Here is a 17,212-nt window from a genome sequence, read left to right as displayed (position 1 = left end):
CAGGCGTCACCTGAGCAGTATCCACCGGTCCATGTTCCAGCCCGCACCGGACCTCGTCGGGTTCGGTACGACGGCGTGCATGCCCGCCGTGTGCGCGGTGGTGCGCGGCTGGTCGAACAGCGGGATCGTCGGCATCTCGTCCCACAGGATCGCCTCCGCCTCCCCCGACAGCGTCATCCGGGACGACAGGGAACCGTCGACCGCGAGTTTGTCGACGACCTCGTCGTAGCGGCGGTTCGCGAAGCTGCCGGCGTTGTCGCCGTTGCCGGTGCGCAGCGCGAACGCTGCGTCGCTGGGCACGCTGGAACCGGCCGCGCCGGCCACGGATCCGGTGCCCGCGAGCACCGCATCGACCTCGCCGGCGCCGAGGGCGATCGGCCGGAACCCCGGTGATCCGGCATCGACGACGGTGATGCCCGCGCCCGCGCACGATTCGGCGATCGTGCGGACCGTCTGTGCGCGACGCTCGTCGGGGCCGAGGTATCCGACCCGGACCGTCATCTCGGACAGGCCGGCCGTCTCCCGTGCCGCCTTCGCCCCGGGCATGTCCGGGTCGGTGTAGATGCCGCCCTCGGCGTCCACCGCGGACCGGTAGAACAGCGAGTCGGCGGCGGTGATCCGGGAATCGACGACGCCGGACCCGAGTCCCTGCGCCCGCTCGAACCCGGGGTGGCCGAGCGTGTCGAACAGGTGCCTGCGCGGCAGGCACAGCGCGAACGCCCGACGCGCCTCGGCGTCCGCGAACACGCCGCCGTGGGAGAACACCAGCTGTTCGACGCTGCGCGACGGCTCGTCGACGGCCTCGAAGCCACCGAGGTCGAGACCGGCGATCGACCCCGCACCGACGTCGACCACCTCGACGTCACCGGCGTCCACGTGCGACTGGACGTCGGACCCCTTGGGCCACACCACGATCCGCGACGTGGCCGGCTTGTTGCCCCACCAGCGCTCGTTCTCGACGAGCACGAGACCGCCGTCGACGGTGTACGAGTCGATCCGGTACGGACCCGACGACGGCAGCGCCGTGAGGTCGAGTTCCCCGGGCACCAGCTGCCAGCCGTTGTTCCAGAAGTCGGCGATCCGGCCGACCGCGTCGGTGTCGTTCGACCGGATCGGACCGACGACGTCCGGCACCCCCGCGGCCCGCGCCGCGACGTGCGCGGGCATCAGCTCCGTCGCCCCGAACAGCGACCGCCAGCCCAGGTAGGAGCGGCCGGGTGTGAACACGACCGTCACGTCCTTCGAACCGGGCTCGCAGTCCACCCGGTCGATGTCCGCGTAGCCGGCGCGGCTCGCGGCGTCGAACATCGGGACCGGGCCGGGCTCGCCCGGCCGGGTGAACCGGCCGCTGCCGGCCGCCCACGCGAGCACGAAGTCGTCGCACGACAGGGGGACACCGTCGGAGTACACCGCCGCCGGGTTCACCCGGTACTGCACGGTGAGCGTGTCCCCCGGCAGCATGCTGGCGGTGGCGACGTCGGTGTCGGCGACCGGCGCACCGGACGGCCCGAGGTAGTTGGCTCCGACCAGCACCCGGCCGAGGGCCGCCGTCGTCCCGGTGGCCGCCCCCTCCACCGTGTTGGCGTTGTAGGTGGTCACGACGTCGTCGATCGCGTACCCGAGGGACGGGACCTGGTCGGCGGGTTCGCTGCACGCGGCAGCCCCCGCCCCGACCGCCGTGGCGGCGGTCAGGGCGCCCAGCGCCCGCAGGACGCGGCGGCCGGATCGGCGTGGGCTGGTCATCGTCTCAGTGCCTCTTCTTGTTGCGCTTCCCGGTCGGTGTCGCACCCACCTGCGGGGTGACCGGTGCGGCTGCCCGCACCGCCGGTGCGACACCCGGGGCGGTCACCGTGCCGGCGGCGGCCCGCTTACCGAGCACCTTCTCGGTGTGCGCGGCCACCGGACCCCACCGTTCCTTGATCGACACCAGCAGCGGGGTCGCCGTGAAGATCGACGAGTAGGCGCCGACGAGGATGCCGACGAGCTGCACCAGCGCCAGGTCCTTGAGGGTGCCCACCCCGAGCAGCCACACCGCGACCACCATGAGGCCGATGACCGGCAGCACCGAGATGACGGTGGTGTTGATGGACCGCATGAGGGTCTGGTTCACGGCGAGGTTGGCCTGCTCGGCGTAGGTGCGCCGGTTCAGGTGCAGCACGCCGCGGGTGTTCTCCTCGACCTTGTCGAACACGACGACCGTGTCGTACAGCGAGAAGCCGAGGATGGTGAGCAGACCGATCACGGTGGCGGGGGTGACCTCGAAACCGATCAGCGAGTAGATGCCGGCGGTGACGATCATGTCGAAGAACAGCGAGATGATCGCCGCGATCGCCATGTCCCGTTCGAAGCGGATCGCGATGTAGATACTGACGATCACCAGGAACACGATGAGCGCGATGAGCGCCTTCTTCGTGATCTGGCCGCCCCACGTCTCACTGACGTCGGCGACGCTGATCGCGCTCTTCGAGGCGTCACCGTTCTTGTCCGTGGGGTGGAAGGCGTCGAACAGCGCGTTCTGCAGCGTGTTCACCTGCCCCGCGTCGAGGGCCTCGGACCGGATCTCCACCGACGAACTCGCGCCCGATCCGACGGTCTGCACCGACACCGGGTCGGTGCCGAGCGCGTCGGCGTACACGGTCTCGACCTGCGAGGTACTCACCCCGTCGGGGGCCGGGAACTGGATGCGGGTGCCGCCCTCGAACTCGATGCCGAGGGTGAAGCCGCGCACCACGATGCTCAGCAGCGACAGGCCGACGATGACGCCGGTCAGCCAGTAGTAGAACTTGCGGCGTCCGATGACCTCGAAGCCGCCGGTACCGGTGTACAGCCGCTGCAGCCAACTGTGGTGCGGCAGCACAGCACCGGAGGTGTTCGACTCGGTCATGCTCATGCCTCCGTCTCGGGCGAGGTGGTGGCCGACGCCGCGACCTGCTTGCGTTCCCGCGCGACCTGCGCGACGGCACCGAGACCGTTGACACCCGGCTTGGACCAGAACTTGGACTTCGACGCCATGTACACCAGCGGCCACGTCACCAGGAACACCACGACCACGTCGAGGATCGTCGTCAGGCCGAGGGTGAACGCGAAGCCGCGCACCTGGCCGACCGCCAGCACGTACAGCACGGCGGCGGCGATGAAGCTGACGGCGTTGCCGGACAGGACGGTGCGGCGGGCCCGCGCCCAGCCGCGCGGGACGGCGGAGCGGAAGCTGCGGCCCTCACGCATCTCGTCCTTGATGCGTTCGAAGAACACCACGAACGAGTCGGCGGTCATGCCGATACCGATGATGAGGCCGGCGATGCCCGCGAGGTCGAGGGTGAACCCGATGTAGCGGCCGAGGAGCACCATCACCGCGTACACCATCACCCCGGACAGGATCAGCGACAGCGCGGTCAGCAGGCCGAGCATGCGGTAGTAGATCAGACAGTACACCAGCACCAGCACCAGGCCGACGGCGCCGGCGATCAGACCGGCCTCGAGCGACGCCAGACCCAGGGTCGCGGACACCGTCTCGGCCTCGGACGCCGAGAACGACAGCGGCAGCGAGCCGTACTTGAGGGTGTTCGCCAGTTCCTGCGCCTGCGTCTGCGTGAACTGGCCGGTGATCGACGTCGAACTGCCGGCCGGGGTGGCGCCCTGCACGACGGGCGCGCTGACGACCTTCGAGTCGAGCGTGAACGCGGCCTGCTTGCCGATGTTGTCGGCCGTGAACTGCGCCCACGTGGAGCTGCCACCGGACTTGAAGCTCAGGCTCACCTCGTAGCGCGACTGCTGGGTGTTGAACCCGGACGTGGCGTCCGAGATCTCCTGGCCGTCGATGATGCTCGGGGCGAGCAGGTAGACGGCGGTGCCGTCGGTGGAGCACGCGACGAGCGGCAGCGCCGGATCGTCGTTGCCCTGCAGCGGATCCGGCGCCGAGCAGTCCAGCGCGGCCATCGCCTGCTGCTGCACGGTCGGATCCTGGCTCTGCCGGGTCTCCTTGGCCTTGGCGATCTCCGCGGCCGCGGCCTCCGGCGACCCCTGTTCGGGTGCCCCCTCGGCGGGCGCCTCCGGTGCGGGCACGCTGCCCGGCGCGGGCGCCTGCTGCGAGCCGAGGGCCGGCCGGATGTACAGCCGGGCCGTCTGCCCCAGCGACTTGGCTTGCGAGCTGTCGTCGCCGGGGACGGTGATCACCAGGTTGTCGCCGTCGACGACGACCTCCGAGCCGGACACACCGAGACCGTTGACGCGGGTCTCGATGATCTGCTGCGCCTGCCGCAGGCTGTCCTGGCCGGGGGTACTGCCGTCCGGGGTCCGGGCGGTGAGGGTGACGCGTGTCCCACCTTGCAGGTCGATCCCCAGTTCCGGGGTCGGGGACTTGTCTCCGGTGAAGAAGACCAGGGCATACAGTGCCGCGACGATCACCGCGAAAACGGTGAGCGCGCGCACTGGGTGCACCGATCCTGTCGAAGGTGCCACGGTCTGTCTGTCTCCTCGATGCGTTCTTCGTGATTGACGCAATAGCTAGCAGATGGTCGTGTCCACGCGCACAGGACCCCACGCGGACACGCCCCCTCCGGCAGGTCTGCAGAACCTGCCGGAGGGGGCGGGTGACGCCTATTCGCCGTCGAGACGACGCTGCGTGTCGTCCGGGGTCTCCTCGCTGTGGCCGAGCTGCGAGCCTTCGGCCGCATCCTCGGTGAGGCGCTCGCGGATGACCATGCGCGACCACGTGGTGACGACGCCGGGGGCGATCTCGAGGTCGACGGTGCCGTCGGCGAGACCGGCGACGGTGGCGTGCAGGCCGGCCGTCGTCATCACCCGGTCACCGATCGCCAGCGAATCCTGGAGTTCGACGGTCTTCTTCATCTCCTTCTTCTGACGCCGGATGCCGAGGAACATCGGCACCAGCAGAACGAGAATCAGAAGGGGAAAAAGCATTTCCATCAGGAAGTCAGTCCTCGGTTTTCGTCACACGGGTGTGGTCACGGAGCTACGTCACGGAGCCGGGTCGGCGACCGTGCGCTTCCAGTGTGCCATTGCGCACCCCGTCAAATGGGGACATCACCGTCGAACGCGCCCAACTGCGGCTCCCGCGCCCGCACCTCGATCCCGCCGATCGCGGCGTCCGGCGGCGGTGTCAGCCCGAGTTGCGCCCACGCCGCGGCCGTCGCGACCCGACCCCGCGGGGTCCGGGCGATCATCCCGGCGCGCACCAGGAACGGCTCGCACACCTCCTCGACGGTGCTCGGCTCCTCCCCGACCGCGACCGCGAGCGTCGACACGCCCACCGGCCCACCACCGAAACTGCGGACCAGTGCACCGAGCACCGCCCGGTCCAGCCGGTCCAGCCCGAGCACGTCGACGTCGTACACCGCGAGCGCGGCCCTGGCGATGTCACGGGTGACGACGCCGTCGGCACGGACCTCCGCGTAGTCGCGGACCCGGCGCAGCAGCCGGTTGGCGATGCGCGGCGTGCCGCGGGACCGGCCGGCGATCTCGGCGCTCGCCTCCTCCCCCAACTCGACGCCGAGGATGCCGGCCGAGCGCAGCAGGATCCGCTGCAACTCGTCGGGCTCGTAGAAGTCCATGTGGGCGGTGAACCCGAACCGGTCGCGCAGCGGGCCGGTGAGCGCACCCGAACGGGTGGTCGCGCCGACGAGCGTGAACGGCGCGATGTCCAGGGGAATCGACGTGGCCCCCGGACCCTTGCCGACGACGACGTCGACCCGGAAGTCCTCCATCGCCAGGTACAGCATCTCCTCGGCGGGCCGGGCCATGCGGTGGATCTCGTCGATGAACAGCACGTCGCCCTCGACGAGGTTGCTCAGCATCGCCGCCAGATCCCCGGCGCGTTCCAGGGCCGGCCCGGACGTCAGCCGCAGCGACGTCCCCAACTCGGCGGCGATGATCATCGCCATGCTGGTCTTGCCGAGGCCGGGCGGCCCGGACAGCAGGACGTGGTCGGGGGTGCCGCCGCGCAGTTTGGCACCGGTGAGGACGAGCTGCAACTGTTCGAGGACGCGGGGTTGACCGATGAAGTCGGACAGCGACTTCGGGCGCAGGCTCGCCTCGATCTCACCGTCGGACCGGACGAACTCGGCGGTCACCGCGGATTCGTCGTCGAACTCTCCGGTCATCGGGTCTTCCCCAGCAGGGCGAGCGCGGACCGCAGCACCGCCGCGGTGGCCGCCTCCGGATCCGCGGCGACGACGGTGTCGGTGGCCTTCTCCGCCTGGTCGGCCCGGAACCCGAGTCCGACGAGCGCCTCGACGACCTGGTCGCGCAGGCCACCGGCCGCACCGCCGGGCGCACCGGGCAGCCCGGTCTCGGTGACCACCGACTCGACCTTGTCGCGCAGTTCGACGATCATCCGTTCGGCGCCGCGCTTACCGATCCCGGGTACCCGGGTGAGGGCGGTGATGTTGCCGTCGACGAGCGCCGTCCGCAGCGCGTCCGGTTCGAGGACGGCCAGCACGGCCATCGCGAGCCGCGGCCCCACCCCGGTCACGGTCTGCAGCAGCCCGAACAGGTCGCGGGACTCGGCGTCGGCGAACCCGTACAGCGTCATCGAGTCCTCGCGGACGATCATCGTCGTCAGCAGCCGGGACTCCTCTCCGCGGCGCAGCGTCGCCAGTGTCGCGGGGGTGGTGTTGAGCCGGTAGCCGACGCCGGCCGCCTCGATGACCGCGTGGTCGAGGCCGATGTCGAGGACCTCACCCCGTACCGAAGCAATCACTGTGTTCCCGCCTTCACCGTGGTCCCGTCTTCCCGGCCGGCGTGCGCACGGCCGCCAGCCGCATTTCGTAGCGTCGTTTCTGTTCGGCGGCCGCGGCTTCGGCGGCTGCCATCCGGTCGAGCATCGGCGCGCGCCAACAGTGGCAGATCGCGAGCGCGAGGGCGTCGGCCGCGTCGGCGGGCCTGGGTGCGGTGTCGAGTCCGAGGATGCGGGTGACCATCGCGGTGACCTGCTTCTTGTCGGCGGTACCGCTGCCGGTGACCGCCGCCTTGACCTGGCTCGGCGTGTGGAAACACACCGGGATGCCACGTTTGGCCGCGGCCAGGGCCACCACGCCGCCGGCCTGCGCGGTGCCCATAGCGGTGCGCACGTTGTGCTGCGAGAACACCCGTTCGACGGCGACGACCGTCGGCCGGTAGCGGTCGAGCCACTCCTCGGCCGCGTTCGAGATCCCGAGCAGCCGGGACGCCAGCTCCATGTCGGGTGGCGTCCGGATCACGTCGACCGCGACCGGTGTCACCTCACGTCCCCGGCCGGTGTCGACGACCCCGAACCCGCAGCGCGTCAGACCCGGATCGACCCCGAAAACACGCACGCGCCCACCTCTCGCACATTTCTCCGAACAGTTGTTCGATCATAGCGGGAGGTGGGCGCGGGCGGCGAGCGCCGTGGGTCAGACGGCGCGCCGTGCGGCGTCGTGGGCGGCGATGTAGCCGTACACGAGTCCCTGCCCGATCGTCGCTCCCGCACCGGGATACTTGTCGCCGAACACGTTGGCCGCCGTGTTGCCGATCGCGTAGAGCCCCGGGACGGTGCTGCCGTCCTCGCGGACGACGCGCCCCCGTTCGTCGGCCCGGACCCCGCCGCACGTGCCGAGGTCGCTGAGTGTCATCCGGACCGCGTAGTACGGCCCCTTGGTCAACGGCCGCAGGTTCGGGTTCGGGGTGACCGTCGGATCGCCGTAGTAGCGGTCGTAGGCACTGGCGCCACGACGGAAGTCCGAGTCGACACCGGCCGCCGCGGCCTCGTTGAACCGCCGGAACGTCTCCGTGAACGCGCCCTCCGGCAGACCCGCCGAGCGGGCGAGTTCCCCGGGGTCGGACGACAGGTGGGCGATGCCGGCGTCGTACCAGGACGGGGGCAGCGGCTGTCGGGGGAAGAGTCCCGCCGCGAAGATGTAGCTGTTGCGGTACGCCTGGTCGAAGACGATCCACATCGACTCGACGGGGTCGCCGGCACGTTCCCGCTCGAGGATCCGCTGGCCGAACGACATGTAGTCCGTGGACTCGTTGACGAACCGGCGGCCGGTGTGATCGACGATGAACGACCCGGGCAGCGACCGTTCCGCCAGCATGACCAGGGGATCCTTGCCGGGCAGTGCCGCAACGGCGGGGAACCACCACGCCTGGTCCATCAGTCCGGTGCCGGCACCCACCTGCTGGGCGATGCGGATCCCGTCGCCGGTGTTGCCCTCCGCGCCGAAACTCTCGTGGTCCACGAGATTCTCCGACTGGAACTTGTGGCGCATGGCCATGTCGTGGTCGAAGCCGCCGGTGGCGAGGACGACGCCGCGGCGGGCCGTCACGGTCACCTCCTGCCCGCCCCGGACGACGACCGCACCGGTCACCGCGTCCCCCTCGGTGACCAGGCGGGTCAGGGACGTCTCGGTCCAGACCGGGATCCCGGCGTCGAGCACGCCGGCGAACAGGCCGGCGGCGAGGGCCTGACCGCCTGCCATGTATTCGCGTTTCAGTGCGAGCCCGCCGATGCCCTGGGCGGCGCGCTTGACGATGCGCGGCAGGCCCTTGGACGGCACCCGCGCGACGAGGTTCATCCACTTGTAGTCGGCGCCCGTCGTCGGCATCGGAATCGGAGCCTCCATCACTCCGGGACGGAGTCGCGACCGCTCGGCACCGAGGACGGAGGCGTCGAAGGGCAGGCACTCACAGGTCCGGCCCCGCGCGGATCCGCCGGGCAGTTCCGGGTGGTAGTCGGAGTACTCCTCGGCCCAGAAGAACCGCATCGGGGTGGTCCGTCGCAGCATCTCGACGGTGGCGGCGCCGTGGTCGAGGAACGCGCTCCCCCGCTCCTCCGGCGCGGATCCGTCGACCACCGAGCGGACGTACGTGCGGGCACGCTCGAGGGTGTCCCCGGCACCGGCGTCCTGCAGCACCGGGTTCGCCGGGATCCAGAACGCGCCACCGGACCGCGCGGTCGACCCGCCGACGTACTTCGTCTTCTCGACGATCAGCGTGGACAGGCCCAGTTCGTGCGCGGCCAGGGCCGCGGCCATGCCCGTCCCCGCCCCGACGACGAGCAGGTCGACGGTGACGTCACGCACGGGGGTCGGAGCCGATTCTCGGCGGTTGCTCGCACTGGTGTCGCTCACGGCACTCTCCTGTTCCTCGGGATAGTGCGCTGAACGCTAGGTACGGGGACCCGGCCGCGGCCATCGTGCTTCCCGCCGGGCGGGAGGATTCCCGATCCCGGGCCGGATGCAGAACTCCCGCCCGCGGAACGGGTGACCGTTCCGGGGGCGGGAGTTCGCTGACCGTCGTGCTGCTACGCGTCGAGTTCGGCGAGCACCTCGTCGGAGAGGTCGACGTTGGTGTAGACGTTCTGCACGTCGTCGGAGTCCTCGAGGGCGTCGACGAGCTTGAACACCTTGCGGGCGCCCTCGGCGTCGACCGGGACCTCGACGGATGCCCGGAAGTCCGGGTCGGCCGACTCGTACTCGACGCCGGCGTCGACGAGCGCGGTCCGGACCGCGATGAAATCGGCGGCCTCGCACACGATCTCGAACTGCTCACCGAGATCGTTGATCTCCTCGGCGCCCGCCTCGAGCACGATCTCGAGCAGATCGTCCTCGGTGCGGCCGTTCTTCTCCAGCACGATGACACCCTTGCGGGTGAACAGGTACGACACCGAACCCGGGTCGGCCATGTTGCCGCCGTTGCGCGTCATCGCGGTGCGCACCTCGCCGGCCGCGCGGTTGCGGTTGTCGGTGAGGCACTCGATCAGGACGGCGACACCGTTGGGGCCGTAGCCCTCGTACATGATGGTCTGCCAGTCGGCGCCGCCGGCTTCCTCGCCGCCGCCACGCTTGCGGGCCCGCTCGATGTTGTCGTTCGGGACCGAGCTCTTCTTGGCCTTCTGGATGGCGTCGAACAGCGTGGGGTTACCCGACGGATCGCCACCACCCGTACGAGCTGCCACCTCGATGTTCTTGATCAGCTTCGCGAACATCTTGCCGCGCTTGGCGTCGATCACGGCCTTCTTGTGCTTGGTGGTAGCCCATTTGGAGTGGCCGCTCATTCGTGGGAGCCCCTTTCTGCAGCGTGCCGTGACAGAAACGACGACTCCCACGGCGGTACGACTGCACACTTGTCGGAGGTTCGATCCTACCCGCCCACACGCCCGATCCGAATCCGCGACTCCCCCGAAAGGTCACGATCGGGTAGAACTTGTTGTGTTCTCCGGACGCTCGCCGTCCCGGAGGGCACCCTTCCAGAGACGAAACTGACGAGACATCGAGATCGACGGGGCCGGGTCGTCCGCCGCGCGGGGGCGTGAGACGACGAGGACGACGGCATCGTTGGGGGAAAGGCGAACGAATGCGTACGCACAGACCGAGATTCACCGACCGGTGGAAGAAACGGCTGGCCGGACTCGGAGCGGCCGCGCTGCTGGCGCCCGCGCTCGCGGTGGCAGTCACCCCGGCGACCGCCCAGGCGGCGCCGTGGGGTGGCTACGAGGAGGTACAGGTCCCGTCGAGCATGGGGCCGATCAAGGTTCAGATCCAGTGGGCGGAGCGGGGCGGTAACGCCGCGCTGTACCTGCTCGACGGTATGCGGGCCCGCGACGACCGCAACGCGTGGTCGTTCGAGACCAACGCGTTCGATCAGTTCCGCCGGGACAATCTCACGCTCGTGCTGCCGGTCGGCGGCGAGTCGAGTTTCTACTCGGACTGGTACGGCCCCAGCAATTTCAACAGCCAGCCGTACACCTACAAGTGGGAGACGTTCCTGACCCAGGAACTGCCCGCCTACCTCGAGACTCGCGGCGTCTCCCGCACCAACAACGCGGTCGCCGGCCTGTCGATGGGCGGCTCCGCCGCGCTGACCCTCGCCGCGTGGCACCGTGACCAGTTCAAGTTCGCGGCCTCGTATTCCGGCTACCTCAACCTGTCCGCGCCCGGTATGCGGGAGATGATCCGGATCGCGATGCTCGACGCCGGCCGCTACAACGTCGACGCCATGTGGGGCCCGCCGTGGGATCCGGCGTGGATGCGCAACGACCCGTTCGTGAACGCGGAGAAGTTGCGCGGGCTGTCGATGTACATCTCGTCCGGCAGCGGCCTGCCCGGCCAGTACGACACGCCCGGCTGGTTCCTCGGATCGCTCGGCTCGTCCGACACCGGGTCGATGGGTTCGGCCGGCTCCGCGGGCCTGACGACGTCGTTCAACACGTCCACCGCGATGGGCCTCGAGACCATCTCGCTGGCCAACACCCGGGCGTTCGAGATGCGGCTGAACAGCCTGGGCATCCCGGCCACCTACGATTTCACGCCACGCGGCACGCACGCGTGGGGCTACTGGTCGGATCAGCTGTGGCACTCCCGCGGCCAGATCCTGAACACGCTCAACGCGTGGTGAGCCCGGTTCACGAACGCTGACGGTGCGGGGGAACCTCGGTTCCCCCGCACCGCCGGTGTGTGCGCAGTCAGTTCCCGCGCACCGTCAGTTTCCGCGGACCATGTCCACGAACAGTCCGTGGACGCGACGGTCGCCGGTGACCTCCGGATGGAACGACGTCGCCAGGACCGGACCCTGCCGCACCGCCACCACGGCGCCTGCGGCGGGGCCTTCCGGCACCCGGGCCAGGACGTCGACGCCCGGGCCGACCCGCTCGACCCACGGCGCGCGGATGAACACCGCACGCACCGGGTCGCCGTCGATGCCCGTGAAGTCGAGGTCGGCCTCGAACGAGTCGACCTGACGGCCGAACGCGTTGCGGCGCACCGTGATGTCGAGTCCGTCGAGGTGTTCGGCGTCGGGGCGGGTGTCGAGGACCTCGCTCGCGAGCAGGATCATGCCCGCGCACGACCCGTAGGCGGGCATGCCGTCCTTGAGCCGGGCGCGCAGCGGCTCGAGCAGGTCGAACACCGTGAGCAGCCGGCTCATCGTCGTCGACTCGCCACCGGGAATCACCAGTCCGTCGACGGATTCGAGTTCCGCGAGCCGGCGTACACCGATCGCCTGGGCCCCACACGATTCGAGGGCCGCGAGATGCTCACGCACGTCGCCCTGCAGAGCGAGCACGCCGATGGTCGGTTGATTCGTCACGAGAGAAATTCCTGCACTGTTCGACGCCGTTGACAGACGGAAACGCTATCAGCCGCGGCCGTCAGTCCCGACGCAGCAACCGCGTCAGCCCTTCCTGCACGACGGATGCGACGAGGTTGCCGTGGCGGTCGAAGATCCGGCCCTCGGTCAGGGCCCGACCGTGGCCTGCGGACGGCGACGTCTGGTCGTAGAGCAGCCAGTCGTCGGCCCGGAACGGGCGCAGGAACCACAGCGCGTGGTCGAGGGACGCGCTCTGGATCGGGGTGTCCGGGTCGAGGATGCTCGCCGACGCCAGCAGCGTCATGTCGCTCATGTAGGCGAGAGTGCAGATGTGGAAGACCGGATCGTCGGGCAGCCGGTCGCGGGACCGGAACCACACCTGCTGCTGCACCGGCACACCGGGTTTGCGGGCGATCCGGTCGGCCGGCACGTACCGCAGATCCCAGTCCGCCCACTCCCGGAACTCCCAGTGCACGTCGTCGCCGACCAGGCTCGCCGCGTCCGGCAGATCCTCCGGTGCCGGCACGTCCGGCATCGCGTCCATGTGCTCCATGCCCTCGTCGAGGACGTGGAACGACACCGACATCGTGAAGATCGCCTGACCGTCCTGCACCGCGGTGACCCGCCGGGTCGCGAACGAGCGGCCGTCCCGGATCCGGTCCACCAGGTACACGATCGGCAGCACCGGGTTGCCCGGCCGCAGGAAGTAGCCGTGCAGCGAGTGGACGTGGAAGTGCTCGTCGACGGTGCGGACCGCGGACACCAGCGCCTGCCCGGCGACCTGACCGCCGAACGTGCGGGGCAGCATCGTCTCCGTCGCGATACCGCGGTAGATGTCCTTCTCGAGCCGCTCCAGCTCCAGAATCTGCTCGATCTTCGTCATCACACGAATCCCCTTCCGCAGCATGTGCGCTCAGGCTAGCAACGGAGAAACACGAACGCGGTGAGGACCCCATCGGGTCCTCACCGCGTTCGTCTGTGTCAGTGCGTCAGCAACGTCCGACGCGCCGGATCACCAGCCGCGCTCGGCCAGGCGGTGCGGCTGCGGGATCTCGTCGACGTTGATGCCGACCATCGCCTCGCCGAGACCACGGGAGACCTTCGCGAGAACATCCGGGTCGTCGTGGAACGTGGTGGCCTTGACGATCGCGGCGGCCCGCTCGGCCGGGTTGCCGGACTTGAAGATGCCGGAGCCGACGAACACGCCCTCGGCGCCGAGCTGCATCATCATCGCGGCGTCGGCCGGGGTGGCGATGCCACCGGCGGTGAACAGGGTGACGGGCAGCTTGCCGGCCTTGGCGACCTCGACGACCAGGTCGTACGGTGCCTGCAGTTCCTTGGCGGCGACGTACAGTTCGTCCTCGGGCAGCGATGTCAGGCGACGGATCTCCTGACGGATCTTGCGCATGTGGGTGGTGGCGTTGGAGACGTCGCCGGTGCCGGCCTCGCCCTTGGAGCGGATCATCGCGGCACCCTCGTTGATGCGGCGCAGGGCCTCACCGAGGTTGGTGGCGCCACACACGAACGGCACCGTGAACGCGAACTTGTCGATGTGGTTCTCGAAGTCGGCCGGGGTGAGGACCTCGGACTCGTCGATGTAGTCGACACCGAGGGACTGCAGGATCTGCGCCTCGACGAAGTGGCCGATGCGGGCCTTCGCCATGACCGGGATCGAGACGGCCTCGATGATGCCGTCGATCATGTCCGGGTCGGACATGCGCGAGACGCCGCCCTGGGCGCGGATGTCGGCCGGGACCCGCTCGAGGGCCATGACGGCGACGGCGCCGGCATCCTCGGCGATCTTGGCCTGCTCTGCGTTGACCACGTCCATGATGACGCCGCCCTTGAGCATCTCGGCCATGCCCCGCTTCACGCGTGCCGTGCCGGTAGTGGGGGTGGTGTCGGGGGTGCTCACAGCAATCTCCTGGGTTCTCGCCGGCTGGGAATGATCTTGCGCGCGCGGATCCGCTCGGTCCCGAGGCGCATGCGTAATTCTAGGACGACACCGCCGCGGCGCCGATAGCCAGTGTCGGATAGCCGGACCGCAATGGCGTCGGTCACATCAGCGGATCGCACGGACCTCGGGGTCGTCGGCCCGGACGACCACGAGGTTCGCCTCACCGAGCAACTCCGCCAGATCCTGCGGGTACACCGGCTCCCCGGACTGCTGGATCGCCCGGATGTCCGATACCGCGCACCAACGCTGCTCGGTGATCGTGCGCTGCTCGAGGTCCGTGAAACCGCCGCCGGACGGGGCGAACTCGCCGGTCCGGGCCGCGAAGAACAGTTCCTCGGAGCGGATCAGGTCACCGGCGAACGGGAAGATCGCCACCCGGCGCCACAGCGGGCCGCGCAACGCGTCCGGTGTGAGCGTAAGCCCCGTCTCCTCGTGGACCTCGCGGACCGCGGCCGCCCGCAGGGTCTCCCCCGACTCGACGCCGCCGCCGACCGTGAACCAGAACGCCGCCTCCGGCGCGTCCGGGTCGTGCCCGCGCAGCAGCAGCACCCGGCCGTCCGGGTCGAGCAGGACGACGCGGGCCGACGTGCGGACCTCGTCGAGTTGCAGGCCCGACGGCTCGGTGCGTTCGGCGATCTCGAAGTACGTCGGCAGCGGCGCGGTGCCGCCGAGGTGCAGCCACCGGACCGGGCGCCGGGTCCGCAGCGCGAGGGTGTCGCGGACCGCGTCGTTGTGGAAGCGGCGGGCGATCAGCACCCGGGCCTCCGCGTCGGCCAGTTCCGCGACCAATTGCGGTGGCAGCGTGTGGGTGTCGACGTTCACCAGCGCCGCCGACAGCGCGTTCTCCGCGGCCTCCCGATGCGTGCGGTCGGCGCGTTCGGCATGCCCGGCCAGCGAGGTGAGCCGCTTGCTCTCGACCGGGCCGTTCATCGCCGACGCGATCGCCCGCACCACCACCGATCGGCGGGCGAGGGCCGCGTCGAGCGCCTGCCACGACAGGTCCGAGCGCACGTGCAGCCGGTCGAGCCGGTTCGCGGTCGCGTACGCCCACGCCCCGATCACCACGACGACGGCGGCGATCAGCGCGACGACGAGAATCGTCGTGGCCGAGAACGTCACGACCGCACCTCACGCACACCGGCGGCACCGACCGTCACCGTCTCGTACACCCGCAGGATCTGCTCGGCGACGACCGGCCAGTCGTATTCGCCGACCACGACACTCGCGACGTCGGTCAGGGCGCGGCGACGGTCCGCGTCCCCGAGGACGGTGCCGAGCGCGGACGCCAGCGCCGCTGCGTCCCCGACCGGGACGAGCAGGCCGGCGGTGCCGTCGCGCAGCACCCGGCGGAACGCGTCGAGCTCGCTGGCCACGACGGGCGCACCTGCTGCCATCGCCTCCACCAGCACGATGCCGAAGCTCTCGCCGCCGAGGTTGGGGGCGCAGTACACGTCGGCACTGCGCAGGGCCGACGCCTTCTCCGCGTCACTGACCTGACCGAGCAGTCGCAGATGCTTCGCGTGACGTCCCGCGTCCTTGCGCAGCTTGTCCTCGTCGCCGCGGCCGACGACGAGCACCTCGAGATCCGGGTACTTCTCGGCGAGCGCCGGAAGCGCGCCGAGGAGGACGGCCATGCCCTTGCGGGGTTCGTCGTAGCGGCCGAGGAACAGCACCGTCTTCCCGGCCCGAGGATAGCCGGGCAGCGGCTGCGCGTGCGCGAACGCGGGCACGTCGACGCCGTTGGGGATCTCCACGGCGTCCGAGCCGAGCGATTCCACCTGCCAGCGCCGCGCCAGCTCGGACACCGCGATCCGGCCGCTGATCTTCTCCAGGTACGGCTGCAGCACCCCCTGGAACGTGCTGAGCACCAACGACTTCGTCGTCGACGTGTGGAACGTGGCGACGATCGGCCCCTCCGCGATCTTCATCGCGAGCATCGACAGGCTCGGCGCGTTCGGCTCGTGGATGTGCAGGACGTCGAAGTCGCCGTCGGCGATCCAGCGCCGGGTCCGCGCATACGAGACGGGCCCGAACGTCAGCCGCGCCACCGACCCGTTGTAGGGGATCGCGACGGCGCGGCCCGCGGACACCACGAAGTCGGGCAGCTCGGTGCCCTCCGACGCCGGCGCCAGGACACTGACCTTGTGCCCGCGTTCGATGAACACCTGCGCGAGTTCGACGACGTGCGCCTGCACCCCGCCCGGCACGTCGAACGAGTACGGGCAGACCATGCCGATCCTCACGGCGCCTCCGTCCCGGGCGTCTCCATGCGGGCACGACGGGCGTCGGACAGGTCGTCCAGCCACAGCGGCTGCAGCATGTGCCAGTCCGCGGGATGGGCGGCGATGTTCGACGCGAACGCGTCCGCAAGAGCCTGGGTGGCCGCCTCGAGTCCGTCGGACACGTCGATCGGCGGGGCGATCGAGAAGCCCCAGCCGTCGTCGGTGAACCAGCAGTGCACGGGCAGCAGCGCCGCCCCGGTCTCGATCGCGAGCTTCGCCGGGCCGGCGGGCATCCGGGTGGGTTCACCGAAGAACGTGACCGGCACCCCCTTCGCGGCCAGGTCCCGCTCCCCGAGCAGGCACACCACCTTGTTCTGACGCAGCCGTGTCGTCAACTCCCGGAACGGCGGCTGCTCGCCGCCGCTGAGCGGGAAGATCTCGAATCCGAGGCTCTCCCGGTAGTCGACGAACCGGCGGTACAGCGATTCGGGCTTCAACCGTTCCGCGACGGTGGACAGTCCACCCCACGTCCGGGTACACCACACCCCGGCCATGTCCCAGTTGCCGCTGTGCGGCAACGCCAGGACTGCGCCCTTGCCGTCGGCCATCGCCGCCTCGAGGTACTCGGTGCCGACGATCACATCGTCGAGCATCGTCCGGACCGCCGCCAGATCCATCGACGGCAGCCGGAACGCCTCCCGCCAGTAGCGGGCATACGAGCGCAGCGACGCCCGGATCAGCTCGTCGGGCACCTGCTCCGGCGGGACCCCCAACACCCGGGCGAGGTTGCGGCGCAACTGTTGTGGGCCGCCACCGCGGCGAGCCGCGCCATATGCACCGCGCCGGGCCGCGAGATCGGCTCCGGCGTCGAACAGGGTCGCCGCGACCCGCTCGGGCAGGGCCCGCACGAGCCGCCAGCCGGCGGCGTAACCGAGGTCCGTGAGACGTTCGGAGAACGACACCGCGGACG

The 17,212-nt window shown here is 70.1% G+C and carries 16 protein-coding genes; 1 reads left to right on the top strand and 15 read right to left on the bottom strand.

Annotation, left to right across the window (positions count from 1 at the left end):
* Positions 1-6: 6 nt before the first annotated feature.
* The 9 genes from E0497_RS09065 to E0497_RS09025 form a co-directional block, all read right to left on the bottom strand.
* The gene (locus E0497_RS09065; RefSeq protein WP_137724462.1) at positions 7-1,743 is read right to left on the bottom strand and encodes an ABC transporter substrate-binding protein; all 1,737 of its coding nucleotides are present in this window, start codon (positions 1,741-1,743) and stop codon (positions 7-9) included.
* 4 nt (positions 1,744-1,747) lie between these two features.
* Positions 1,748-2,890 (bottom strand): protein translocase subunit SecF, encoded by a 1,143-nt coding sequence (secF, locus tag E0497_RS09060; RefSeq protein ID WP_137724461.1) that lies wholly within the window; start codon positions 2,888-2,890, stop codon positions 1,748-1,750.
* Positions 2,887-4,458, bottom strand: coding sequence for a protein translocase subunit SecD (secD, locus tag E0497_RS09055; RefSeq protein WP_137724460.1), 1,572 nt, complete (start codon positions 4,456-4,458; stop codon positions 2,887-2,889). The genes secF and secD overlap by 4 nt, the downstream gene beginning before the upstream one ends.
* Positions 4,459-4,596: 138 nt before the next feature.
* Positions 4,597-4,926 carry a preprotein translocase subunit YajC gene (gene yajC, locus E0497_RS09050; RefSeq protein ID WP_137724459.1) on the bottom strand — a complete coding sequence of 110 codons (330 nt, stop codon included), beginning with the start codon at positions 4,924-4,926 and terminating at the stop codon, positions 4,597-4,599.
* Between the two features lie 104 nt (positions 4,927-5,030).
* Positions 5,031-6,119: a Holliday junction branch migration DNA helicase RuvB gene (ruvB, locus tag E0497_RS09045; RefSeq protein WP_137724458.1), complete on the bottom strand. Its 1,089-nt coding sequence runs from the start codon at positions 6,117-6,119 to the stop codon at positions 5,031-5,033.
* Entirely contained in the window at positions 6,116-6,718 is a 603-nt protein-coding gene (ruvA, locus tag E0497_RS09040) for a Holliday junction branch migration protein RuvA (protein WP_137724457.1), read from the bottom strand. The genes ruvB and ruvA overlap by 4 nt, the downstream gene beginning before the upstream one ends.
* Before the next feature lie 13 nt (positions 6,719-6,731).
* Positions 6,732-7,313, bottom strand: coding sequence for a crossover junction endodeoxyribonuclease RuvC (gene ruvC / locus E0497_RS09035; protein ID WP_137724456.1), 582 nt, complete (start codon positions 7,311-7,313; stop codon positions 6,732-6,734).
* A 78-nt stretch (positions 7,314-7,391) separates the two neighbouring features.
* Entirely contained in the window at positions 7,392-9,107 is a 1,716-nt protein-coding gene (locus tag E0497_RS09030; RefSeq protein ID WP_241665808.1) for a 3-ketosteroid-delta-1-dehydrogenase, read from the bottom strand.
* Positions 9,108-9,280: 173 nt separating this feature from the next.
* Positions 9,281-10,033, bottom strand: a complete 753-nt coding sequence (locus tag E0497_RS09025) for a YebC/PmpR family DNA-binding transcriptional regulator (RefSeq protein WP_137724455.1) — start codon at positions 10,031-10,033, stop codon at positions 9,281-9,283.
* A 299-nt stretch (positions 10,034-10,332) separates the two neighbouring features.
* Between E0497_RS09025 and E0497_RS09020 the strand changes: the two genes are divergently transcribed.
* Entirely contained in the window at positions 10,333-11,373 is a 1,041-nt protein-coding gene (locus E0497_RS09020) for an alpha/beta hydrolase (protein WP_137724454.1), read from the top strand.
* 84 nt (positions 11,374-11,457) lie between these two features.
* Here E0497_RS09020 and pdxT read toward each other — a convergent pair whose 3' ends face one another.
* The 6 genes from pdxT to E0497_RS08990 all read right to left on the bottom strand — a co-directional run bounded on the left by pdxT (position 11,458) and on the right by E0497_RS08990 (position 17,204).
* Positions 11,458-12,063 (bottom strand): pyridoxal 5'-phosphate synthase glutaminase subunit PdxT, encoded by a 606-nt coding sequence (pdxT, locus tag E0497_RS09015; RefSeq protein ID WP_137724453.1) that lies wholly within the window; start codon positions 12,061-12,063, stop codon positions 11,458-11,460.
* A gap of 61 nt (positions 12,064-12,124) precedes the next feature.
* Complete coding sequence (locus E0497_RS09010) at positions 12,125-12,946, bottom strand: acyl-CoA thioesterase (protein WP_137724452.1); 822 nt, start codon at positions 12,944-12,946, stop codon at positions 12,125-12,127.
* Between the two features lie 129 nt (positions 12,947-13,075).
* Positions 13,076-13,978, bottom strand: a complete 903-nt coding sequence (gene pdxS, locus E0497_RS09005; RefSeq protein WP_137724451.1) for a pyridoxal 5'-phosphate synthase lyase subunit PdxS — start codon at positions 13,976-13,978, stop codon at positions 13,076-13,078.
* A gap of 147 nt (positions 13,979-14,125) precedes the next feature.
* Entirely contained in the window at positions 14,126-15,139 is a 1,014-nt protein-coding gene (locus E0497_RS09000) for an NUDIX hydrolase (RefSeq protein WP_137724450.1), read from the bottom strand.
* Positions 15,136-16,263 (bottom strand): glycosyltransferase family 4 protein, encoded by a 1,128-nt coding sequence (locus E0497_RS08995; protein ID WP_137724449.1) that lies wholly within the window; start codon positions 16,261-16,263, stop codon positions 15,136-15,138. The genes E0497_RS09000 and E0497_RS08995 overlap by 4 nt, the downstream gene beginning before the upstream one ends.
* The gene (locus E0497_RS08990) at positions 16,260-17,204 is read right to left on the bottom strand and encodes a phosphatidylinositol mannoside acyltransferase (RefSeq protein ID WP_137724578.1); all 945 of its coding nucleotides are present in this window, start codon (positions 17,202-17,204) and stop codon (positions 16,260-16,262) included. The genes E0497_RS08995 and E0497_RS08990 overlap by 4 nt, the downstream gene beginning before the upstream one ends.
* Positions 17,205-17,212 lie beyond the last annotated feature (8 nt).

It is taken from the genome of Prescottella subtropica (assembly GCF_005434945.1).
In the GTDB taxonomy this organism is placed as follows: domain Bacteria; phylum Actinomycetota; class Actinomycetes; order Mycobacteriales; family Mycobacteriaceae; genus Prescottella; species Prescottella subtropica.
This window is presented reverse-complemented; position numbering and strand designations above follow the sequence as displayed.

What these genes read in the sequence shown, in the direction of transcription:
- ruvB (WP_137724458.1), bottom strand. Translation starts at nt 6,119, where the DNA reads ATGACCGGAGAGTTCGACGACGAATCCGCGGTGACCGCCGAGTTCGTC.
- E0497_RS09025 (WP_137724455.1), bottom strand. Translation starts at nt 10,033, where the DNA reads ATGAGCGGCCACTCCAAATGGGCTACCACCAAGCACAAGAAGGCCGTG.
- E0497_RS09020 (WP_137724454.1), top strand. Translation starts at nt 10,333, where the DNA reads ATGCGTACGCACAGACCGAGATTCACCGACCGGTGGAAGAAACGGCTG.
- E0497_RS09010 (WP_137724452.1), bottom strand. Translation starts at nt 12,946, where the DNA reads ATGACGAAGATCGAGCAGATTCTGGAGCTGGAGCGGCTCGAGAAGGAC.
- secF (WP_137724461.1), bottom strand. Translation starts at nt 2,890, where the DNA reads ATGAGCATGACCGAGTCGAACACCTCCGGTGCTGTGCTGCCGCACCAC.
- yajC (WP_137724459.1), bottom strand. Translation starts at nt 4,926, where the DNA reads ATGGAAATGCTTTTTCCCCTTCTGATTCTCGTTCTGCTGGTGCCGATG.
- E0497_RS09065 (WP_137724462.1), bottom strand. Translation starts at nt 1,743, where the DNA reads ATGACCAGCCCACGCCGATCCGGCCGCCGCGTCCTGCGGGCGCTGGGC.